At 35.4% G+C, this 23,661-nt stretch carries 22 protein-coding genes; 20 read left to right on the top strand and 2 right to left on the bottom strand.

Annotated elements, in window-relative coordinates:
- The first annotated feature begins 153 nt into the window (after positions 1–153).
- From atpA to ACRYLU_RS08710, 6 genes are all read left to right on the top strand, one after another.
- On the top strand, positions 154–1,656 hold the full coding sequence (gene atpA / locus ACRYLU_RS08735; protein ID WP_004255265.1) for a F0F1 ATP synthase subunit alpha: 1,503 nt from the start codon (positions 154–156) through the stop codon (positions 1,654–1,656).
- Positions 1,657–1,671: 15 nt separating this feature from the next.
- Positions 1,672–2,541: a F0F1 ATP synthase subunit gamma gene (locus ACRYLU_RS08730; RefSeq protein WP_004255268.1), complete on the top strand. Its 870-nt coding sequence runs from the start codon at positions 1,672–1,674 to the stop codon at positions 2,539–2,541.
- Between the two features lie 132 nt (positions 2,542–2,673).
- A complete protein-coding gene (gene atpD / locus ACRYLU_RS08725; protein WP_021469102.1) occupies positions 2,674–4,083 on the top strand; it encodes a F0F1 ATP synthase subunit beta in 1,410 nt (469 codons plus the stop codon).
- Positions 4,084–4,266: 183 nt separating this feature from the next.
- Positions 4,267–4,692 (top strand): F0F1 ATP synthase subunit epsilon, encoded by a 426-nt coding sequence (locus tag ACRYLU_RS08720; RefSeq protein WP_004255278.1) that lies wholly within the window; start codon positions 4,267–4,269, stop codon positions 4,690–4,692.
- A 115-nt stretch (positions 4,693–4,807) separates the two neighbouring features.
- Positions 4,808–5,455: a hypothetical protein gene (locus ACRYLU_RS08715; protein ID WP_038601802.1), complete on the top strand. Its 648-nt coding sequence runs from the start codon at positions 4,808–4,810 to the stop codon at positions 5,453–5,455.
- Positions 5,456–7,402: a hypothetical protein gene (locus ACRYLU_RS08710; protein WP_445080876.1), complete on the top strand. Its 1,947-nt coding sequence runs from the start codon at positions 5,456–5,458 to the stop codon at positions 7,400–7,402.
- A 70-nt stretch (positions 7,403–7,472) separates the two neighbouring features.
- Here the strand turns inward: ACRYLU_RS08710 and ACRYLU_RS08705 are convergent, their stop codons facing one another.
- Together ACRYLU_RS08705 and ACRYLU_RS08700 are read right to left on the bottom strand one after the other, a co-directional pair.
- Positions 7,473–8,216, bottom strand: coding sequence for an amino acid ABC transporter ATP-binding protein (locus tag ACRYLU_RS08705; protein WP_445080875.1), 744 nt, complete (start codon positions 8,214–8,216; stop codon positions 7,473–7,475).
- A gap of 15 nt (positions 8,217–8,231) precedes the next feature.
- The gene (locus ACRYLU_RS08700; protein ID WP_017864907.1) at positions 8,232–10,376 is read right to left on the bottom strand and encodes an amino acid ABC transporter substrate-binding protein/permease; all 2,145 of its coding nucleotides are present in this window, start codon (positions 10,374–10,376) and stop codon (positions 8,232–8,234) included.
- Between the two features lie 368 nt (positions 10,377–10,744).
- Between ACRYLU_RS08700 and ACRYLU_RS08695 the strand changes: the two genes are divergently transcribed.
- The 14 genes from ACRYLU_RS08695 (at position 10,745) to ACRYLU_RS08630 (ending at position 23,660) form a co-directional block, all read left to right on the top strand.
- Positions 10,745–11,401 (top strand): VTT domain-containing protein, encoded by a 657-nt coding sequence (locus ACRYLU_RS08695; RefSeq protein WP_153241524.1) that lies wholly within the window; start codon positions 10,745–10,747, stop codon positions 11,399–11,401.
- 136 nt (positions 11,402–11,537) lie between these two features.
- A complete protein-coding gene (locus tag ACRYLU_RS08690) occupies positions 11,538–12,398 on the top strand; it encodes a shikimate dehydrogenase (protein ID WP_270225751.1) in 861 nt (286 codons plus the stop codon).
- Positions 12,395–13,465, top strand: a complete 1,071-nt coding sequence (gene aroB, locus ACRYLU_RS08685) for a 3-dehydroquinate synthase (RefSeq protein ID WP_038601790.1) — start codon at positions 12,395–12,397, stop codon at positions 13,463–13,465. Before ACRYLU_RS08690 ends, aroB begins: the two co-directional genes overlap by 4 nt.
- A 110-nt stretch (positions 13,466–13,575) precedes the next feature.
- Entirely contained in the window at positions 13,576–14,499 is a 924-nt protein-coding gene (locus ACRYLU_RS08680; RefSeq protein WP_003132772.1) for a DMT family transporter, read from the top strand.
- Between the two features lie 111 nt (positions 14,500–14,610).
- Positions 14,611–15,210, top strand: a complete 600-nt coding sequence (locus ACRYLU_RS08675; protein ID WP_260311535.1) for a DUF1054 domain-containing protein — start codon at positions 14,611–14,613, stop codon at positions 15,208–15,210.
- Between the two features lie 4 nt (positions 15,211–15,214).
- On the top strand, positions 15,215–15,811 hold the full coding sequence (locus tag ACRYLU_RS08670; RefSeq protein WP_445080874.1) for an HAD family hydrolase: 597 nt from the start codon (positions 15,215–15,217) through the stop codon (positions 15,809–15,811).
- Positions 15,811–16,272: an NUDIX domain-containing protein gene (locus tag ACRYLU_RS08665; RefSeq protein ID WP_038601782.1), complete on the top strand. Its 462-nt coding sequence runs from the start codon at positions 15,811–15,813 to the stop codon at positions 16,270–16,272. Before ACRYLU_RS08670 ends, ACRYLU_RS08665 begins: the two co-directional genes overlap by 1 nt.
- A 1-nt stretch (position 16,273) precedes the next feature.
- Positions 16,274–17,440, top strand: coding sequence for a chorismate synthase (aroC, locus tag ACRYLU_RS08660; RefSeq protein ID WP_038601780.1), 1,167 nt, complete (start codon positions 16,274–16,276; stop codon positions 17,438–17,440).
- Between the two features lie 119 nt (positions 17,441–17,559).
- Entirely contained in the window at positions 17,560–17,916 is a 357-nt protein-coding gene (locus ACRYLU_RS08655; protein WP_038601778.1) for a YxeA family protein, read from the top strand.
- Positions 17,917–18,104: 188 nt separating this feature from the next.
- Positions 18,105–18,884: an ABC transporter ATP-binding protein gene (locus tag ACRYLU_RS08650; protein WP_038601776.1), complete on the top strand. Its 780-nt coding sequence runs from the start codon at positions 18,105–18,107 to the stop codon at positions 18,882–18,884.
- Entirely contained in the window at positions 18,877–20,880 is a 2,004-nt protein-coding gene (locus tag ACRYLU_RS08645; protein WP_038601774.1) for an FtsX-like permease family protein, read from the top strand. The genes ACRYLU_RS08650 and ACRYLU_RS08645 overlap by 8 nt, the downstream gene beginning before the upstream one ends.
- Positions 20,881–21,059: 179 nt before the next feature.
- A complete protein-coding gene (locus ACRYLU_RS08640) occupies positions 21,060–22,124 on the top strand; it encodes a VanZ family protein (protein WP_038601771.1) in 1,065 nt (354 codons plus the stop codon).
- A gap of 2 nt (positions 22,125–22,126) precedes the next feature.
- A complete protein-coding gene (locus ACRYLU_RS08635) occupies positions 22,127–22,798 on the top strand; it encodes a response regulator transcription factor (protein WP_038601769.1) in 672 nt (223 codons plus the stop codon).
- Positions 22,785–23,660: a sensor histidine kinase gene (locus ACRYLU_RS08630; RefSeq protein WP_260311529.1), complete on the top strand. Its 876-nt coding sequence runs from the start codon at positions 22,785–22,787 to the stop codon at positions 23,658–23,660. The genes ACRYLU_RS08635 and ACRYLU_RS08630 overlap by 14 nt, the downstream gene beginning before the upstream one ends.
- Position 23,661 lies beyond the last annotated feature (1 nt).

Here is a 23,661-nt window from a genome sequence, read left to right as displayed (position 1 = left end):
ACTCAGTAAAAAATTTTTCAAACTCATACTGTTAAACTTTTGAGAACATGTAAAGGTAATTTCAAATCTTACCTATCATGCTCAAACAGTATAACTGCAGTTTAAAGCTAAATAGCCTTGAACTAGTAAAAATTTCTAGAAGGGAGCATATTTTTGGCAATTAAAGCTAATGAAATCAGCTCACTGATTAAAAAACAAATTGAAAATTTCACACCAGATTTTGAAGTTGCTGAAACTGGTGTCGTTACCTATGTTGGTGACGGTATCGCCCGTGCCTACGGCCTTGAAAATGCGATGAGCGGTGAGCTTGTTGAGTTTTCAAATGGTGTCCTTGGTATGGCGCAAAACTTGGATGCGACAGACGTTGGTATTATCGTACTTGGTGATTTCCTCTCAATTCGTGAAGGTGACACTGTAAAACGTACAGGTAAAATCATGGAAATCCAAGTTGGTGAAGAACTCATCGGACGTGTTGTAAATCCACTTGGACAACCTGTTGATGGACTTGGAGAACTTAATACTGGTAAAACTCGTCCTGTTGAAGCAAAAGCTCCTGGTGTTATGCAACGTAAATCAGTCTCTGAACCATTGCAAACTGGTCTTAAAGCGATTGATGCCCTCGTCCCAATTGGACGCGGACAACGTGAATTGATTATCGGAGACCGTCAAACAGGTAAAACGTCAGTCGCTATTGATGCAATCTTGAACCAAAAGGGTCAAGATATGATCTGTATCTACGTTGCGATTGGACAAAAAGAATCAACTGTTCGTACACAAGTTGAAACGCTCCGCAAACTCGGTGCGATGGATTATACAATCGTCGTAACTGCGTCAGCTTCTCAACCTTCACCACTTCTTTACATCGCTCCTTATGCTGGAGCTGCAATGGGTGAAGAATTCATGTACAACGGTAAACACGTTTTAGTTGTTTATGATGATTTATCAAAACAAGCGGTTGCTTATCGTGAACTTTCACTCTTGCTTCGCCGTCCACCAGGTCGTGAAGCATATCCAGGTGACGTATTCTACTTACATTCACGTCTTTTGGAACGTGCTGCCAAATTATCTGACGATCTTGGTGGTGGTTCAATGACTGCATTGCCATTCATTGAAACACAAGCCGGAGATATCTCAGCTTATATTGCAACAAACGTTATTTCTATTACTGACGGTCAAATTTTCCTTGAAAATGACTTATTCTATTCAGGTGTACGTCCTGCCATCGATGCTGGTTCTTCAGTTTCTCGGGTTGGTGGTGCTGCACAAATCAAAGCCATGAAGAAAGTTGCTGGTACTTTGCGTCTTGACCTTGCGTCATTCCGTGAACTTGAAGCCTTTACTCAATTTGGTTCTGATCTTGATGAAGCGACTCAAGCAAAATTGAATCGTGGTCGTCGTACCGTTGAAGTTTTGAAACAACCATTGCACAAACCATTGGCTGTTGAAAAACAAGTTTTAATTCTTTATGCATTGACTCATGGTCATCTTGATGATGTTCCAGTTGATGATGTTCTTGATTTTGAAACAAAAATGTTCGATTTCTTCGATGCAAATTATGCAGAACTCTTGAACGTGATTACTGAAACTAAAGATTTGCCAGAAGAAGCAAAACTCGACGAAGCAATTAAAGCATTCAAAAATACAACGAATTATTAATAAGGAGGCTAACTAATGGGAGCTTCACTTAATGAAATAAAAACTAAGATTGCCTCAACGAAGAAAACGAGTCAAATAACTGGAGCCATGCAAATGGTTTCCGCTGCGAAACTTCAAAAAGCTGAATCTCATGCCAAAGCATTTCAAATTTATGCTGAAAAAGTTCGTAAAATTACAACTGATTTAGTTTCCTCAGACAAAGAGCCAGCAAAGAATCCAATGATGATAAAAAGAGAAGTCAAAAAAACTGGCTATCTTGTAATTACATCTGATCGTGGACTTGTCGGTGGCTATAATTCAAATATTTTGAAATCTGTCATGAATACTATCCGTAAACGTCATGCTAACGAAAGTGAATACACTATTCTTGCACTTGGCGGTACTGGAGCAGATTTCTTCAAAGCGCGCAATGTTAAAGTTTCTTATGTCCTTCGTGGTCTTTCAGACCAACCAACTTTTGAAGAAGTTAGAGCGATTGTTACAGAAGCGGTAACTGAATATCAAGCAGAAGAATTCGATGAACTCTATGTTTGCTATAATCACCATGTGAACTCATTGGTAAGTGATGCACGTATGGAAAAAATGTTGCCTATTTCTTTTGAAGAATCAGGCCAACAAAAACCATCTCTTGAAACATTTGAATTAGAACCAGATCGTGAAACAATCTTAAACCAATTGTTGCCACAATACGCTGAAAGTATGATTTATGGTTCAATCGTTGATGCTAAGACAGCAGAACATGCTGCAGGTATGACAGCAATGCGTACTGCAACTGATAATGCTCACTCTGTTATCAATGATTTGACGATTCAATACAACCGTGCTCGTCAAGCATCGATTACGCAAGAAATTACGGAAATCGTTGCAGGAGCTTCAGCTCTTTAATTTACTGATAGAAATTGTGTCAGTGATGGCTTTGAATCTTAATTGTTTTTGTCAGTAAAATTTTTACTGACAAACATAAAAATGAATAGAAATTCTGTTCTTTGACAGAAAATAAAAACAGGAGGAAAAACATTGAGTTCTGGTAAAATTACTCAGGTTATCGGTCCCGTCGTTGACGTGGAATTTGGTTCTGATGCCAAATTGCCTGAGATTAACAATGCCTTGATTGTCTACAAAGATGTCAATGGCCTAAAAACAAAAATTACTCTTGAAGTTGCTTTGGAACTTGGTGATGGTGCAGTTCGTACAATCGCTATGGAATCTACTGATGGCTTGACTCGTGGACTTGAAGTCCTTGATACAGGTAAAGCAGTCAGCGTTCCTGTTGGGGAAGCTACTCTTGGTCGTGTTTTTAACGTCCTTGGTGATGTTATTGACGGTGGGGAAGAATTTGCTGCTGATGCAGAACGTAATCCTATCCATAAAAAAGCTCCAACATTTGACGAATTGTCAACTGCAAATGAAGTTCTTGTAACTGGGATTAAAGTTGTCGATTTGCTTGCACCTTACCTTAAAGGTGGTAAAGTTGGACTTTTCGGTGGTGCCGGAGTTGGTAAAACCGTCCTTATTCAAGAATTGATTCACAACATCGCCCAAGAACACGGAGGTATTTCTGTGTTTACTGGTGTTGGGGAACGTACTCGTGAAGGGAATGACCTTTATTGGGAAATGAAAGAATCAGGCGTTATTGAAAAAACTGCCATGGTCTTTGGTCAAATGAATGAACCACCAGGAGCACGTATGCGTGTTGCCCTTACTGGTTTGACAATTGCGGAATATTTCCGTGATGTTCAAGGTCAAGACGTATTGCTTTTCATTGACAACATCTTCCGTTTCACACAAGCTGGTTCAGAAGTTTCTGCCCTTTTGGGACGTATGCCTTCTGCCGTTGGTTACCAACCAACACTTGCTACTGAAATGGGGCAATTGCAAGAACGTATCACTTCTACTAAGAAGGGTTCTGTTACATCTATCCAAGCGATTTATGTCCCTGCCGATGACTATACTGACCCAGCGCCAGCAACAGCCTTCGCTCACTTGGATGCAACAACTAACTTGGAACGTCGTTTGACACAAATGGGTATTTATCCAGCCGTTGACCCACTTGCTTCATCATCACGTGCGCTTACACCTGAAATTGTTGGTGAAGAACACTATGAAGTGGCAATGGAAGTTCAACGTGTTCTTCAACGTTATAAAGAATTGCAAGATATTATTGCCATTCTTGGTATGGATGAATTGTCTGACGATGAAAAAATTCTGGTTGGACGTGCACGTCGTATCCAATTCTTCCTTTCACAAAACTTCCACGTTGCGGAACAATTTACTGGTCAACCTGGTTCATATGTACCAATTGATAAAACTGTTCATGACTTCAAAGAAATTTTGGAAGGTAAATATGACGAAATTCCTGAAGATGCTTTCCGTGGTGTAGGTCCAATTGAAGATGTACTCGAAAAAGCAAAATCAATGGGTTATTAATTCGATTTCTGATGAATTGAGAAAGTAAAAATACTCTATTGACTAAGAAATTACTGACAAAAAAATCTGTCAGTAAAAGTTGATTGAATTGTAAAATTTGAGTGACTGTTAGAGTTTTGTTTTTAGAAAAGTATTTTTTATCTTTGTAATTTAAATTTTCATAGAAAAAATTGGAGGAATCGAATGTCTGAAAATGTCATGACACTTCAAGTAATTACCCCTGCTGGTATGATCTACGATCACCATGCAAATTACATTACTGCTCGAACTACGAATGGTGAAATTGGTATTTTACCAAATATGATTTCAACTATTGCTGGACTTGAAATTGATGAACTCAAAGTTCGTCGTCCAGATGATGAAACACATGTTGATTATATTGCAGTAAATGGTGGAATTATCGAAATAAAAGATAGTCTTGTAACAATTGTTGCAGACTCTGCAGAACGTAATCGTGATATTGATGTATCACGTGCGGAACGTGCAAAAATTCGTGCTGAAAAAGCACTTGAAGTTGCTAAAGCTGAGAAGAAATCAGATGAAATAAATAGAGCGGAAGTAGCACTCCATCGAGCGCTCAACCGATTAAATGTTTCGTCTCATAGATAAAAAGCACCTACGGGTGTTTTTTTATCTCAGATTTAAATGTTGCGAAAAAAAGACATTAATGTTAAAATTATAAACAGTAATGATTTGAGAATCTAAGAAATAAGTGAGGGAGAATGTGATTCTTGATTATTGTCGAGATCTGTTTGATATCCTAGAAAATTTAGAAAGACTTTTAAAAAGTTCAGAAGAATTAAGAGAAGATTATCAGCAAAAAATAACAGACCAGATAGCGCGTCAGGCATCGATTTTAGATATTTTAGTTTCAATTGGAATGATTGTTTATTTCATGCCAGATAAAACAGTATTTTTTAGTAATCTGGTTCCGGGAACAGGACCCGTTGAACTGTTTTTTAGAATGTCTGCAATTACTTTTCTCTCTTTAGTTTTGGGTTATGGAGCCAGATTAGGATTGACTTGGCTTTGGCAACGGAATTTTTTACCGGCTGGAAGAAAAGATATTGGACGTTTATTTAAAAAGAAATATTTAAGAAAACAAAAAGAGATAGTTGACCAGATTCAAAAAGTTTTGGACCGTGAAATGATAAAAGATTCAAAACTGTCCAGCGATTATATGAATACAAAAAGTCTTAATTACATTATAGATTGTTTGGAAGCAGGGGAAGTCAGTACCTTAAAAGAAGCCATTGATTTATTAGAATTGGAATCGCGAGATTCACATGTCCATTCTTTAATTAAGACTGAAAATAATACTATCACAAGAGCATGGACCTTGATTAGAAATGACAAAGAAGAAAGGAGTTAAATGAAAAAAATTAAATTAATAATTAGAGAAAAAAATGTAATTTTTGGACTACTTTTAGTAATTTTTATTGTTGGATTTTTTCCGAATATAAAATTTAACTCTGACTCTCTAAGTCATGGAAATGTAAAAATTGAAAATAGAGTTACTGCGGATACGATAACTAATGTTGCTGAACAAGGAAAAGTAACAATTAATTTTTATGATTCAGTGAGTCGCAACTCTAAAGTCCAAAGTTCAGAAACAATGACCGTTAATGTTGGTGAGTATGTTTGGCCCGTTAATTTGGGTGATACAGCAGACCAATCATTAAAAAATGTCTATCATATCTACCAAATTCCCCAAATTGCTAATTATACTTATCAGTCCAGTAGTCAATCATCGCCCTTACTTGTCACTGATAATCCAGCAAATAATGTTATAAATCTTTATTATAAGAATGATAAACAACAGAGTCAGGTAACGATTAATTTCTTTAATTCAGAAAATCAGTCCTCTAAAGTTCAAGATTCAGAAACAATGACCGTTAATGTTGGTGAATATGTATGGGCGGTCGATTTTGCTGCAATGGCGAATCAGTCGTTAAGTAATGTCTATCATATCTACCAAATTCCCCAAATTGCTAATTATACTTATCAGTCCAGTAGTCAATCAACAGCCTTGCTCGTCACTGATAATCCAGCAAATAATGTCATAAATCTTTATTATAAAAGGGATAAGAGTCAAGTAACAATAAATTACCTTGATTCTGATAGTGGTAAATCGATTAGTCCTTCTAAAAATATAGACGTCAATGTTGGCGATTATGTTTGGTTTATTTCTTTTGCTAATAAAAGTACAGAACAGTTCAAAATGGGAATTTATTGGTGTGTTGCTCCCCCGATTACAGGCTATTCCTTTGACCATGGAACACCAATTAAAGTAAAAGAAAATCCAGAAGAAAATGTGGTTAATCTCTACTATAATGCTGACCCTCTTCCTGCCAAATATACTTTTAATTATGAATATGCAAAAGATACACCAGATCAATCTGAGGCGCTTCCTCCGTCGCAAATAGTTGAAAAGGGGGATTCAATTTCATCTAATCTTCCCTACGGTTATTCAATTTCAGAAGTTGTAAATGTAGATGATGAAAGTGAGTCTTATCCAAGTATTGGAGAGGCACTTGAGAGCCAAAATGGCAGTGAGGCAAAAACTTTTAGAGTAATTGTTTCAGCAAATAAAAGCAGTTTAAAATTAACTGTTCGTGAGCCAAATGGTGAAATTAAAATAGAGAATTTCTCTGGACTTTATGGGGCAACTTATCAGCTTCCAATTGAGAAAAACTTGATTTTTAATGGAAAAATTTATCATGCTATCATCACAATTACTAAAAGAGATTGGCGGATGGGCACTAGTATTAGGCTTGCCCAGAGTCCTGATGAAATTGCGTCTTTATTAAAAGAAGATATTTTAGTTGGAAAATATGATAGTTCAGTCATTTCAATCGATGTCTCTTATGAGGAAAAAGGAATAGTGCCAATTCCTCCTTCTGATGGTGGAGATAATAGTAGCTCGTCAACTCAATCTTCAGAAAAAACTGCGGATAAAAGGGATACTGAAAAAAATAATGAAGATAAAATAGTTTCTTCAACTACCACTCCTCCACCTGCAAGTAAAGAAAACTCAGTAGATAAGAAAAAAGAAGTCAAACAAGTTCATTCAGAAAATAAAGTCATACCTAAAAAAGAAATAAAAGTTCCCTTAGCACCACCAACTCCATCATTTTCTTCGTCGGAAAAAGTGATAGCTAGCCCATCAGTTACAAGTGAAATCGACCAAGAAGCACACATTCTGAAAATGAGAATTGCAGGTGCGGCTGGACTTGCTACTGGTACTGTCTCAGCTTATGGGATTTTACGAGCTTTAAAAATGATGATTCAACATTTTGGTAAGCTAGGTAAATTTTAGTAAATGAGTAAATTTCATCTTACTAAACTAAATTGAATATAAAAAAAGCACCCTGAGGTGCTTTTTTTATTTATGCATTCAAAACTTTTGATAAGAAATCTTGTAAACGGGGATGTTTGGGGGTATCAAAGAGTTCTTCTGGTGTACCATCTTCTAAGATAACTCCACCATCCGTAAAGATTACGCGGTTAGCAACTTTACGTGCAAATCCCATTTCGTGAGTAACAATTAGCATTGTCATTCCTTCTTCGGCCAATTTTTGCATAACAGCTAGAACGTCACCAACCATTTCAGGGTCAAGTGCTGAGGTTGGCTCGTCAAAGAGCATAACGTCAGGATTCATTGCGAGGGCACGGGCGATAGCAACACGTTGTTTTTGACCTCCTGAAAGCATTTCAGGCATTGCATCTTTCTTATCTAACAAGCCAACTGTTTCAAGAAGTTGAAGTGCTTTTTTATCTGCATCATCTTTTGACATCTTTTTCAGTTCAACTGGAGCATAAGTAATATTTTGCATCACAGTCATATTTGGGAAAAGATTGAAATGTTGGAAAACCATTCCAACGTTTTGACGAACAAGATTAAGATTTGTATTTTTATCAGTAAGGTTAAATCCGTCAATAATAATATCGCCAGAAGTAGCTGTTTCAAGCCCATTTAAAGCTCTAAGGAAAGTTGATTTTCCAGAACCTGAAGGGCCAATGATGCAGACTACATCACCTTTTTCAAATTTTGTTGTAATTCCTTTTAGAACTTCATTTTTTCCAAAAGATTTGTGAAGATCAGTGACTTCGATTTGAGTATTGATTCCCATATTAGTATGTTCTCCTTATTTCATTCTTTTTTCTACACGACGTCCAATCCACATCAAGAAGAGGAGGACAATCATGTAAACTAAACCAATTAATCCATAAACACGGAAGGCTTGGAAGTTACGTGCCACAATAATTTGACCTGTTTGGAGCAATTCAACAAGTCCGATAACTGAAACTAATGTTGTATCTTTCAATGTGATGATGAATTGGTTAATCAAACTAGGGATTGTAATTTTAATGGCTTGAGGTAAGATAACTTTGCGCATTGATGTCAGGTAAGTCACACCGAGTGAACGACTGGCTTCCATTTGTCCAGAAGGTACAGCTTGAACACCAGAACGAACGATTTCTGCAATATAAGCAGAAGAGTTCAAAGTAAGGGCGATAACACCCGCTGTAAATTCATTAAGTGGTGATTGATGACCCGTAATGATTTGTAACAGGTTAGGAATTCCGTAGAAGATAAAGATTGTTAACACTAAAAGCGGAATTGAACGGTTAAGGTCAACATAAATGCGTGCAATTGTACGAAGAATCTTGCTTGGAGCTACTGAGAAGAGTCCAAAGATAATTCCGACGATCATTGCTAAGATAAATGAGAGAATGGCAAGTTCAAGAGTAACGAGTAAACCACGGCCAATTTGTTCCCAGTTATTTTGTAAAATACCAAAGAAAGTATTTTCTTTTGCACTTGATTGGATTGTTTTAGCATCACTCGCTAAATATTTATCAATGATTTTATCATATTCACCATTGGCACGGAGATTTGCTAAACCATTGTTAAACATTTCAATCAACTCTGGGTTGCTTCCTTTTTTAACAGCGAATCCATATTGTCCGTCAGGAATTGGCTTAATTGGTGTGGCAAATTTTTGCCCTTGTTTAATGGCGTATTTAATGACGGGTTCGTCATCCATTAGAGCATTGATAGAACCGTTATTCAATGATGAATACATGGTTGTTGCATCAGTGAAAGTTTTTACGGTGTAGCCATATTCTTTTGCATGGGCATTAAGATAATCAAAAGAGGCAGTTCCGTTTTTAGCACCAAGTGTTTTACCTTTAAGGTCTTTCCATGACTTGATAGAGTCATCTGTACTTGAGGTGGCAATAGTTAAGTTTGAAGAATAGTAAGGACTACCATAATCGAAAACTTGTTTACGAGCATCAGTGATTGACATTCCTGACATCATTCCGTCAGCATGTCCAGATTGAACAGAGTCAACAGCTGCTTGGAAACCAATGAAATTCCATTTTAGTTTGAAACCTTGGTTTTTAGCAATAGCGTTAAGCAAGTCAACGTCGATACCAGTGAATTGTTTATCATCATTTTGGAATTCAAATGGAGCGAAGCTATTATCTGAAGCAATGGTGTAAACATCTTTTTTAGGTGTTGCTTTTTTAGTGGCAGTAATCCCATATTTTTTGAGGATTTTATCATAATCTCCGTTTGATTTCATTTCAGCGAGTGCTTTATTGAAACCATCAACGAGTGTTGAATTTTTGCCTTTCATTACGGCAAAACCATAGCCGCCTGGAAGGGAGATTGATGGGAAGTTCATTGCTAAATCTTGCCCTTGTTTCATAGCGTAAGAAATAACTGGAACTTCGTCCATTGCTCCAGCAATATTACCAGAGCTTAGAGCGGCAAACATATGAACACCGTCAGAATAGGTTTTGATTGTGTAACCATATTTCTTTTGATTTTCTTGAAGCCATGTTTGTGCAGCAGTCCCATTTTTTGCTCCAACTGCTTTACCTTTAAGATCGCTGTAATCAGAAAGTTTAGAGTCTTTAGTTGTCGCAATGGTTAAAGCTGATGTATAGTAAGGATTTGAAAAATCAAAAGTTTCTTTACGTTCGTCAGTGATTGTCATTCCTGCAATTACACCATCTACTTGTCCAGCTTTAAGGTTTTGGAGAGCTGCATCAAATCCTGGATATGACATTTCTAATTTCCAGTCATTGATTTTAGCAACTTCTTGCATGATATCAACATCAATCCCTACCCATTTTTTCTGACCATTTTGAAATTCAAATGGAGCGTATGAGCTATCGGATGCAATTTTTACAGTTGTCTCGGCCTTAACCGAAGGTGCGACTAGGAAAGCTGTAACAGTGGCAAGCATCATTGCCAGAGCGAAAAATAATTTCTTCATTTTGTCTCCTCGAATATGAGATTTGAACTTATCCTTTAATATAAAAAAATGAAAATTAAAAAAATGTTCTTCTAAATAAGTATTGGAATAACATTCTTTTAGTTTCCTATATTAGGAGCTAAGCTCAGTTTATTTTATTCTGGGAAAATTATACCACAAAAGTAGCTTATAAGCAAGCTGATGTAAGGTTTTCTGACATTGTTTGACCATTGAATTTGAGATTACCCTGATAAAATATAAGAAAGTTGTTATTGTCAAAAAGGGCTTTTTATTGTAAAATTGAACGAGTGCTTGAATGAATTCTTCATGTATTCTATTTAAGTAAATAGAACTATTGTAAGAATTTTTAACTTTTGAAAAGGAATATTATGTTTGTACAACTTTCGATTTTTGGTTTCTTTAATGATTGGATGGCTAATTTTGCCCAGATGCCTAATGGTCATATTTGGATATATGTTGTTTTAGGGGTGATTATTTTTATTGAAACAGGATTAGTGATTTTCCCCTTCTTGCCTGGGGATTCCATTTTATTTTTTGTTGGTTCTTTGGCAGCAATGTCAAATGGAAAATTATCCATTGGCTTATTGATTTTGGTGATGGGGATTATTGCTTTTATTGCTAATCTATTAAATTATGAAATTGGTCGAAGATTTGGAGATGTCATTCCAAAACATAAATGGCTTTCTCGCTTCTTGAAACCAGAATATATGGAAGAAGCTCATCAATTTTTTGAAAAATGGGGTTCTTGGGCCATTTTCTTAGGGCGATTCATGCCAATCATTCGGACAATTGTTCCATTTACAGCTGGTGCTGGTAAAATGCCACATAAAAAGTTTATTTTCTTTAACTTCATTGGTGGTTTTGCTTGGGTTATTGTTGCCTTAGGTGCAGGTTATTTATTTGGTGGAATTCCTTTTGTTAAAAAACATTTTGAAATCATCATGATTGCCATTGTCTTTGTTTCATTATTACCAGCGATTATTGGCATTTTGAAACGCGTTCTTGGAAGTCGCAAGGAAGCTTAACTTTATGATAAAATAGGACTTACAAAACTGTCAGTCCTTTTTTTATCGATTGATAGGTCAATGATAATGAAATTTACTGACAGAATAGTAACTTATCTGATGATAAGATTTCTGTCAGTAATTTTGGAGAATTTTTATGGAAATTAATGGTTACACTCGTATGGCTGCTGTTGTAGCAAACCCAATTAAACACAGCTTGTCACCTTTTATTCATAATCTGGCTTTTGATTTAACGGATGAAAATGGTGTTTATTTAGCATGGGAAGTTGAGGCTGAAAAATTACCAGCTATTGTGGAAAATGTTCGTACTTTAGACATGTATGGACTTAATATTTCAATGCCTTATAAAACAGAAATTATTCCATTTATGGATGAATTGAGTCCGGCAGCAGAATTAATTGGAGCTGTTAATACAGTTGTCAATCAATCAGGGAAATTAATTGGACACAATACAGATGGTATAGGATTTTTCAATAGTTTAGAAAAATATCATTTCAATATCCAAAATAAACAAATGCTTATTCTTGGTGGAGGGGGTGCAGCAATTGCAATTATTGCTCAGGCGGCTTTGTCTGGAGCTAAAAAAATTGTAGTCGCAGCAAGAAAATCAGCCTCATATATTCCGCTAAAAGAGAAATTGGAAAAGCTGTCAGTAAAAACAGGGATTGAAATTTTACTGACAGACTTATCTGAAGCTGATAGATTACAAAAAGAGCTGAAACAGACCAATTTATTAGTAAATGCAACCTCAGTCGGAATGGATGGGGAATCTTTGCCGCTGGAAAAGAGCTTAGTTCTTCCTGAACAACTTTTGGTGGTAGATGCTATTTATAAAGTAAGAGAAACACCTTTTTTACGATGGGCAAAAGGGCAAGGAGCGCAAACTGAAAATGGACTTGGCATGCTCATTGGACAGGCGGCGGAAAGCTTTTATTTATGGACAGGTAAAAAAATGCCTGTTGCAGAAATTACATTAGAAATGGAGAAAGAAGCATGAAATTAAATGTGAATTTACCAGAATATCCCTATGATGTCATCATCGAAAATGGGGCCTTGGCTAATATTGGAACTTGGGTTTCTTCATTGTGGAAGAAGCAAAAAATTGTTTTGATTTCTGATAATCATGTCAACGGACTTTATGGTCAAAAAGTTGTTGACCAACTTGAAAAAGTAGGTTTTGAAGTGGCAACTTTTGAATTTCCAGAAGGAGAAGCCAGTAAAAATTTACTGACAGCCGAAAATGCTTGGAACTTTTGTGCCGAATTTGGATTGACTCGTTCTGACGGAATTATTGCACTCGGTGGTGGAGTAACAGGTGATTTAGCTGGTTTTGTAGCCTCTACTTACATGCGTGGCATCCATTTCTTACAAATTCCAACAAGTTTGACCGCCCAAGTGGATAGTTCTATTGGTGGAAAAACAGGAATTAATTCCAAAATGGCTAAAAATATGATTGGGACTTTTACACAGCCTGACGGCGTGCTAATTGACCCAGAAGTTCTGCAAACGCTCGGTCAAAGAGAATTCCGTGAAGGGCTGGGAGAAGTCATCAAGTGCGCCCTAATTGCTGACAAAGATCTCTGGAATTTACTGACAGACTTGTCAGCGGATGATTTGGTAGAAAAGCTTGATAAGATTGAAGAAATTATCTATCGGTCTTGTGAAGTAAAACGAAAAGTGGTTGTTGATGATGAATTAGACAATGGTGTACGGCTCTATTTGAACTTTGGTCATACGATTGGACACGCTGTTGAAAATACTGCAGGCTATGGCAAAGTGATGCATGGTGAAGCAGTTGCTATTGGAATGGTTCAAATCAGTAAAATTGCTGAACTCAAAGGTCTTATGCCCAAAGGAATTACTGACCAAATCCGAAAGATGGTCAAAAAATATGGTTTACCTGACGAATATCAACCTTGGGATGAAGAGCTTTTATTTAAAGCCTTAACTCATGATAAAAAAGCACGAGGTAGAATCATCAAAACCGTTATTGTTCCTGAAATTGGCACCGCTAAAATTAATGAAGTGACTTTTGAAGAAATGAAAGACTATCTCAAAAAATAACTTGAGTTATTCGGAGAGGAACCCTATCTAAAAATTATAAAAATGTGGTAGCATTAAAAAACTCCCAGCTTTTATAAAAGCTGTAAAAACACTTATTTAAAGGAGAAACGATGTATATTTACCTAGCTTTTGCTTTAGTTGGCGGTTTTTTACTTGCTAATCAAAATCCAATCAACGCGGATTTACGAAAAATTGTTGGCTCACCATTTTTAGCCTCTGGAATTTCCAACTTTGTTGGTTCGATTTTTTTAGGAATCATCACTTTAGTGACCAGTCAAACACTTTTTCCTAGTTTTCAATTTGTTGGCTCACACCCAGCATGGATATGGATTGGTGGGGTTCTTGGTGGGATTTTCCTAACATCTAATGTTTTACTTTTTCCAAGATTAGGAGCTGTCCAAACGGTGATTTTACCTATTTTGGGTCAAATATTGATGGGGACACTTATTGATTCATTTGGCTGGTTTCATGCCATGCAACTTCCGATGACTCTGATGCGCTTTTTGGGAATTATTATTACTTTAGCTGGTGTTATTGTCGCGGTTGTTCTTCCTAATTTAAAAGAAAAAGAAGCAGAAACGCACCAAACTAACTTACTAGGCTGGCGAATTTGGGCGGTCATCGTTGGGGCAATGTCGGCTGCTCAACAAGCAATTAATGGCCGATTGGGAGTTTTACTTGAAAATACTGCACAAGCAGCCTTTGTTTCGTTCTTCATTGGATTTTTAGCTATTTTTATCGTGTCTCTTTTTATTGACCACCGTTTGCCAAAAATTTCAGAATTAAAAAAAGCAAAACCTTGGAATGGAATTGGTGGATTTTTAGGAGCCTCATTCGTTTTTGCAACAGTCGTTGCTGTTCCGCAAATTGGTGCAGGGCTGACAATTATGATGGGATTGATTGGACAAATTTTAGGCAGTATGTTGGTTCAACAATTTGGTTGGTGGCGCTCAAGTAAATATGGCATTCAAATTTGGCAAATTGTTGGGATTCTAATTATGCTGACCGGAATAATATTCATTAAATTTTTATAATGTAGCAAGTAATATGGAACAGGGTTCCACGCTCACTACCTTCCGTCTCCGCGTTCACTAAGCAGTAATACTTATAAAAGAACTTAGAAAATTGAGGATAATCACTCTAAAATGTTTACTCAAAAATCATTTGAAATTTTTAAAATAGAAGGTTTAGAACCAAGAATGACCGAGATTCGTTCTGAAATTCAACCTGTTTTTTCTGAAATTGGTCAAAAGTTACTGACAGAGCTGTCAGTAAAAATTCCAAATCAAGAATTTTACCTTCACATCGCTCAACATCGCAGAAGAACAGCAAATGCGCCTGAAAATACTTGGTCAGCAATTTCCACAAAAGCCCGTGGTTATAAAATGGAAGTCCATTTTCAATTAGGAATTTGGGAAGATTACGTTTTTATTTATTTATCAATGATAGACCAGCCTAAAAAGCAAAAAGAATACGCCAACTTACTGACAAATCTGTCAGTAGAAAAGTTACTGACAGAAGATTACGTAATCTCAAAGGACCATACAAAAACTGAAACTTATCCCCTGTCAGCATTTAGAGAAGCTGCTGAACGCTTAGGAAAAGTAAAAAAATCTGAATTGGAAATTGGGCATCTTTGGCCTAAAGAAAGATTTAACGGCAAAGAGGACTCAATAATTCTAGCGGAAATGATAGAAACAATTGACCAACTCCTACCGATTTATCAAAAATTAATGGAGGCCTAATCTAATGACGACATTTATTTGGGATTTAGATGGAACACTCATTGATAGCTATGAGGTGTTTTTAGAAGCCTTGTCCGAATCATTTGCAAACTTTAATCGACCATTTGACCGAGAAACAGTATATAATTTTATAAAGGGTCAGTCAGTCAATGCTTTACTAAAAGAACAACCCGTTCCTTTTCAAGAAATAAAAGAAGATTTCACGGCAAATTCGACAGCTAAAAATGACAAAATTAAATTAATGGTTGGTGCAAAAGCCGTTTTAGATTGGACTCAAAAAGAAAATATTCAAAATTTCATTTATACTCACAAAGGGAAAAATGCTTATGATTTGCTTAATCAGCTGGAAATTTCCCCCTATTTTTTAGAAATAGTCACTTCTGAAAATGGATTTAAAAGAAAACCTCATCCTGAAGCAATCAATTATTTACTTGAAAAGTATAAATTAAAGCCTGAAGAAACCTATTATATTGGTGACCGAATCCTTGATATTGAAGCATCCCATAATAGTGGTATTCATTCAATCAATTTTCTGTCAGCAAAAAATTCACAGCAAATCAATAAATTAACAGATATTATTCAAATATTTGAGGAAAATTAATGGCAGATTATATTAAGTGGTTACGTAGTAAAGTTGGACACCAACAAATCATAACCGTTGCGCTTGTTGCCTTTCTTGAAAATGAAAATGGTGAAGTCCTGCTTCAAAAAAGAATGGATTCAGGACTTTGGGATTTACCTGGGGGGTGTTTGGAACTGGGTGAGACGCTTGAAGAAGCTTTACGTCGTGAAGTTTATGAAGAAACGGGAAGTAATGATTTTGAAATTCTCAAACAATTTGCTACCTATAATTGGGGAGACTTTTCCTATCCCAATGGGGATAAAGTTCAACCAATAGATATTTGCTACGCCTGCAAAATATCTAAAAAATTAATTGATTTAGAATACCAAGACGAAGAGACAAAAGCGCTCGCTTGGGTAAATTTAAAAACAGATAATAAGCCTCTGTTCAATCCAAAAATGCAGCAGGCAATCAATGACTATCTAAAAATGGAGGTATAAAATGCGTTATTTTACAGCAGGAGAATCCCACGGTCCAAGACTTACAGCAATTATTGAAGGAGTACCAGCTGGACTCTCATTGTCAGCAGAAGATATTAATATTGAACTTAAACGTCGTCAAGGTGGCTATGGTCGTGGTGGACGGATGAAAATTGAGTCTGACCAAGTTGAAATTACATCAGGCGTTCGACACGGAAAAACAATTGGTAGCCCGATTACACTTAATGTTACAAACCGTGATTTCAAGAATTGGGAACAGATTATGGCAGCCCAAGATGTTGAAGATAAAATTAAAAAACAACGTCGTTTGACCAAACCACGCCCAGGACATGCCGATTTAGTTGGCGGAATGAAATATGAATTTGAAGATTTACGAAATGTTTTAGAACGTTCGTCAGCGCGTGAAACAACAATGCGTGTTGCGGTTGGAGCTGTGGCAAAAAAACTACTTCACGAATTAGAGATTGAAATAGCCAATCATGTCGTAAATTTTGGCGGACGAGAAATTACAAGTCCAGAAAATTTAAGTGTTCAAGAGATTCGTCAGACAGCTGGCCTTAGTGATTTGTCTATTTTTGATGAGAGTCAAGCAGAAGAATTACGCACTTACATCGACCAAATAAAAAAAGCTGGTGATACAATTGGTGGAATAATTGAAACCAGAGTAGAAGGAGTTCCGGCAGGTCTTGGTTCTTATGTCCAATATGATAGAAAGCTGGATGCAAAAATTGCTGCTGCGGTTGTTTCTATCAATGCCTTCAAAGGAGTTGAATTTGGTCTTGGATTTGAAGCAGGAAAACGACCAGGAAGTCAAGTGATGGATGAAATCATCTGGTCTGAGGATAAAGGCTACACTCGTTCAAGTAACCAGTTAGGCGGTTTTGAGGGAGGAATGACAAACGGAGAACAAGTCATCGTCCGTGGAGTCATGAAACCTATTCCAACATTGTATAAACCTTTGATGTCTATTGATACCGAAAGTCATGAACCCTACAAAGCAAGTGTAGAACGTTCTGACCCAACTGCTCTTCCAGCTGCAGGAGTTGTGATGGAAAATGTAGTAGCAACGGTAGTCGCTCAAGAAATCTGTGATAAATTTAATTCAGATACAATGAATGAACTGAAAATTGCTGTGGATAACTACAAAAAACGTTTATCAGAATACTAAGAAAAAAAAAGCCAGTCTCTGGCTTTTTTTTATATAATAAATAACTTACGAATTTGTAAGTTTTCAGACGAATATTTCTTGTTACAATGAACTTATCAAGAAAAGCTAAGGAGATCAAAATGAAAAAAATACTTTTTGGAATAATAGCACTTATCATCCTCATCGGTGGATCGGGATTTGCATGGTACAAAGTAACTTATGGTGGAGGAACTTACTACGTTCAAATCACTAAAGATGGAAAAGAAAAACAAGAAACAGCAAATGGTCAAAAATTTTCAAGATTTACATATAACATAGATTCTTATCAAAAAGACGGTAAAGAAAAGAAAGTTGAATTTACAGCAGGCCACAACCTCCGTAAAGAAGCTTACCTGAAATTAACAGTTAATTCTGTTAAAGGCGTAACCTCTTGGGAAGAAGTAAAAAAAGCAGAGGTTCCTAAAGAAGCACTTAAGAAATTAAATAATAACTCATAAGAATAGTCTCAGAAAGAAAGAGGAAAGAACATGACATTTTTGCAAATTAATATTATGCTAATGACTATTACAGTTATTTTGGCTTCACTAATGGGCGCTTGCCTCTTTTATTCCATGAAGACAATGCGAACACGTTTAGATAAAATAAATAAAAAGAACGAAGTCGAAAGATAAGATAGGAGAAAAACATGTTACTCGAAGTAAAACATCTCAAGAAAATTTTTAAAACAAGATTTTCAAAAGAAGAAACCACAGCTCTAGTTGACATTGATTTTGGTGTAGAAGAAGGTGAATATATTGCTATTATGGGGGAATCTGGTTCAGGAAAAACAACCTTGTTGAATATTCTATCAACTCTTGAAAAACCAACTTCTGGACAAGTACTCTTAAATAAAGAAGACATCACAGCTATTAAAGATAAAGAAATTTCTGCGTTTAGACGTGATCACCTCGGTTTTGTCTTTCAAGATTTCAATTTACTTGATACCCTTAATGTCAGAGACAATATTTATCTTCCACTCGTTTTATCAAAATCAAGCGTAGAATTAATGAAGAGTAGACTACAAATTCTCGCACCTAAACTAAACATTGAAAATCTCTTAGAAAAACAACCTTTTGAACTTTCAGGAGGACAAAAACAGCGGGTTGCTGTAGCACGTGCCTTGATTAGCCAACCTGATTTAGTTCTTGCCGATGAACCCACAGCTGCTTTGGACTTTAAAAACTCAGAAGACTTACTCAATCTTTTTGAAGAAATTAATGATAGTGGTCAAACCATTATCATGGTTACTCACTCAAGTTTAGCTGCAAGCCATGCGAAACGTGTTCTTTTTATAAAAGACGGTGTCCTTTACCACCAACTTTATCGTGGAGAAAAAAGCTCAACTGAATTTGCAAAAGAAATCACTCTTTCAATGACTGCTTTCTTGGGAGCATCAGAGGATGAGGAGGTGTCCTTAAATGCTTAGTTTAAAACTTGCGGCCAATAACATCAAAAAAGGATTTAAAAGTTTTGCTCCTTTTTTAATGGCCTCAGTTACGATGTTCGTAATGCTTTTTGTTACTGCATCAATCGCCTTATCCCCCTCAATTCATAAATTAAGAGGAGGAAGTTCTCTTTCACAAATTATGAGTTTTGCATTAATTGTGTTGTCCATTTTTGCAGTTCTTATACTAATTTACAGTTATCGCTTTTTGCAAACCCAACGTTCTAAAGAATTTGGACTTTATGACATTCTTGGCTTTGGTAAAACGAGAATTGTAGGAGTCGCATTTTTAGAATTACTCTTAAGCTATATCATTACGTTTGTTGTTGGGACGATTTGTGGGATTGCTTTTTCAAAATTTCTCTTCTTAGTGTTTGTAAATATGATTGGAGGAAATTATTTTAATCTAGTCATTAGTCCCACAGCAATTTTATTACTTGCCATTCTCTTCTTTGTTTTCTTTTTAGTTTTAATGATGATCGGTGTTTGGATTATCTGGCGTTCTTCAAGTCTTGATCTTCTAAGAGAAGAGTCAAAAGGTGAAAAAGAACCAAAATCAAATTTATTTTTCGCCATTGCCGCAGTCATTCTTTTAGGAGCTGGTTACTATATCGCTTTAACAGTTGAAGATCCAATGGCAGCAATAATGAAATTCTTTATCGCTGTTTTACTGGTTATATTTGGTACTTATCTTTTCTATATTAGTTTCACCGTTTGGTACCTTAAATTGAAAAAGAAACGTCCAAGTTACTATAAACCAAATAATTTCATCACAACAAGTTCTATGCTTTATCGAATGAAAGCGAATGCAGTTGGTCTAGGAAATATCACTATTTTGTTATCTATGACAATCGTGACCGTAGTTGTCAGTTTAGGTGTTTTTCTTGGAACTGAGAACTCAGTAAAAACCTACTATACCCGAGAAGCAAAGACTTATTCGGTTGCAAATAATACGGATGTAAAACAAGACATTGAACGAATTAAAAGTGCCGCAGCTAGCAAAAATATTGAAATCAAAAATATATCTGATATGTACTATGCTCAAGATTTACAAGCCGATAGAGTCAAGTCGTCTAAAGATCAATTTATTACTTCAAATAAGCAAGGAGTGATGTTTGATAAAAATTCATATTTTGCAACCCTAACAACTGCTCAAACACTCAAATCTTTAGGAAATAAAGATATTCCTTCTTTAAAAGACAATCAAGTCTTACTTGTGGATATATCGAAAAATAAAACGTCATTTGATAGTAAGATTAAATCAATTCAATGGTATGGAGAGACTTATCAAGTTGCTGACACGCTAAACTCTGTTAAAAATTTTCCATCAAGCAGTGTTGTAACGGTTTCTTCTAAAGTTATGATGATTGTCTTTGCTAATAATCAAGCCTTTGATAAAGGACTCGCTAATTTAAATAAAACAATTAGTGGTGATCAAGGATTTTCAAATCTTGCATCAACATCAATCATCTTTGATATCAAACCTGTTGATGAAAAACGATTTACTAAAGCTTTCAAAGAAGAGTTTAAAGATAATAAAGATTTATCGATTTCATATAGAAGTGAAGCTTTGCAAGATCAACGCGCTCAAATTGGTGGACTTGTATTTGTTGGATTTGTTTTAGGAATTAGTTTCATTCTTGGAGCTGCATTAATTATCTACTACAAGCAACTCTCAGAAGGAGCACAAGATAAACGCTCATTCAAAATTCTACAGGAAGTGGGACTTTCAAAAGAAGAAGTCCAAAAAACAATCAAATCACAAGTTCGTTTGATATTCTTCCTACCATTAGTGATCACTATCGCCCATTTTGCTGGTGCATATCTTATGATTGAAAAAATAATAATGTTGTTTGAGATTAATGACCGCTCAGTTATCTTTACTATTTCTTTAGCAACAATTGCAATCCTTGCAATTATTTACTACCTCATCTATAAGGCAACAAGTCGTGTTTACTACAAAATTGTTGAAAGATAAAAAAGAAGGCATAAATATGCCTCTTTTTTTATTTAAATTTATGTAGAAGAAAGAAGGGAAGAAAAAAGCTACAAAAGAGAGCTACTTTTGATATAATAAAAAGAACAAAACAATGGTTTTCTCGGTACTAAATGTATCTTTTGTTAGAGAAAAATAGTTACCTTTAGGGAAAGGAAAATATGACGATCTATCTTCATTCGATTCAAATTGGAGTTCTTCTCTTTTTTATATTTTTATTTATATCACTAATTCCATATTTGATTGTACAATATCGTCGGTATGGTCGGATTAATTTTTGGCGCTTTTTTGTCAATTTTTCATTTATTCTTTATCTCATTTGTGCTTATGCCATGACAATTTTCCCTCTTCCTCCTGTGAGTGAAGTAGCAAAAATGACAGGTCCAAAGCAAAACTTAGTTCCATTTGAGTTTGTTCGTCAATTTATTTTATATAGTCCTTTTAATATAAATGAACCTTCAACTTGGCTTGCAGCTCTAAAAGATTCAACATTTATCCAACCATTTTTTAATCTACTTTTAACCTTGCCTTTTGGCCTTTATTTAAGATATTTATTTAAACGCTCATTTAAACAAACTTTTATTTTAAGTTTTTTATTAACTTTATCATTTGAACTTATCCAAAGGTCAGCTCTTTTTGGATTATATCCTCGACCTTATCGTTTGTTTGATGTTGATGATTTAATGATTAATACGCTTGGAAGTTTAATTGGATTTGGAATTGCGGTTATTTTTAGTCGATTTTTACCAGATTTGGATGCAACTAAGGTTGAAAGTTCAAGAGTTAGTCTTTCAAGACGTTTCATTGCCTTTTTAGTAGATATGATTCTTGTCTCTATCATTGGAAGTCTGTTTCTTCCAACAGGCTATTATTCAGAATTAATAATTTTAGGACTTGTCCCGCTAGTTCTCAAAGCAACACCAGGTCAATTATTATTGAGAATTCAAATAAAAGCTAAAAATCGTTTTAGAATTGCTTTGCGCCAATTTTTATCTTTTGGAAACTTTGCTTTGATTATTGCAGCAGAATATTTTCTTCAACGTTCAGGTACAATACCTCAGAATCAATTGGGACAAAACTTTTTACTTATTTTACTCTTTTTAGGATTGAGTCTTTTACCCCTGCTGGATGTTTTAATTGCTTTTCTCTCGAAAACAAGAAAACTTTGGTATGAAAGAGTGAGTGATACAGAAATAATAGCAAAATTGAAAACAAATGAGGAGTGAATATGACTAAAATATTTATTGTAGAAGATGATGAAATTATTGTGAAAGCAATTAAGATTGCCCTAGAAAAAGAATTTCAAGTCAGAAGTGTTTCCAATTTTCGAGCAGTAAAACAAGAAATTATGGAATTTGAAGCAGATTTAGTATTAATGGATATTGGTTTGCCCTTTTATAGTGGTTTTTATTGGACAAATGAGCTGAGAAAACTTTCACAAATTCCTATTATCTTTATTTCTTCGGCCTCGGATGACATGAATCAAGTAACCGCCATGAATCAAGGAGCTGATGATTTTGTAACCAAGCCATTTTCATTAGAAATTTTAAATGCAAAAATAAAAGCTTTACTGCGAAGAAGTTATTCTTTTTCAGGGATTGAAAAATTAGAATTTGCTGGGTATGTTTTGTCTGAAAATACTTTGATTTCAACTCAAGAAGTTGAACACGAAGAAGTTGAGCTAACAAGTTCTGAAAATAAAATTTTAACTCTTCTTTTTCGCGGAAATGGTGAAGTGGTGACCAAGGAAAAAATTCTACAAGAGTTGTGGCAAACAGATGAATTTATTGATGCAAATACTTTAAATGTAAAAATGACTCGTTTACGCAAAAAACTTGGTGAAATTGGCTTTGATAAGCATATTATGACAAAAAGAGGAAGTGGTTATGCTCTGGTTTAAATTTTTTAAGTCTAAAATTCCACAAATTGGTGTCTTTTTGCTTATGTCAGCTATTTATATTGTGACATTTTGGCTTTGGCATCTACCAATGATGGCATTTGCTAACAGTACTTTATTTGCTGTCATTATTTTTATTATTTACCTTATCTCATCCTATTTTCGTTGGAAAGCAAACTGTGAGGCTATTGACAGAGTAGTGAAAGACAATAAAGAGTTGCAAAAAAAGTTAGAACAACAAAATCTTGCTGAGCGTGAAATGGAAGATGTTATCAGAGTCTGGTCGCACCAGATGAAAGTCCCTTTAGCAGCTATTGATTTGATGACTCAAACTCAAGTTAATAGTGAGGAGTTGAAGAATCAGGTTTTTTCTTTAGAAAATTATCTAAAAATTCTTCTGGAATATCAAAGAATTAATAATTTAGCTACCGATTTCAGATTTGAAAAAGTAAGCATGGCTTCGCTCGTGAAAGAATTAGTCAAAAAATACAGTAGCTTTTTTATTCAGAAAAATCTTTCAATCCAAATTGAAGGAGAATGGTTGGTCAATAGTGATCAAAGATGGTTGAGTCTTGCTGTTGAGCAATTACTGAATAATGCTGTAAAGTACACCAAAGAAGGTGGGATTCTAATTAAAATTAAAACCGGTGAATTAATCATTCAAGATAGTGGAATTGGGATATTAAAAGAAGACCTTCCACGTCTTTTTGAACATGGATTTACTGGATATAATGGTCGGATTCAACAAAAGTCAACAGGTCTTGGACTTTATTTATCTAAATTAATTTTAGATAAATTAGAATTTGAAATTTCAATTAACTCTGAAATTGGAAATGGGACGTCTGTGGCAATAACGAAAGAATAAA

The sequence above is a fragment of the Lactococcus sp. KTH0-1S genome, assembly GCF_052544945.1.
This window is presented reverse-complemented; position numbering and strand designations above follow the sequence as displayed.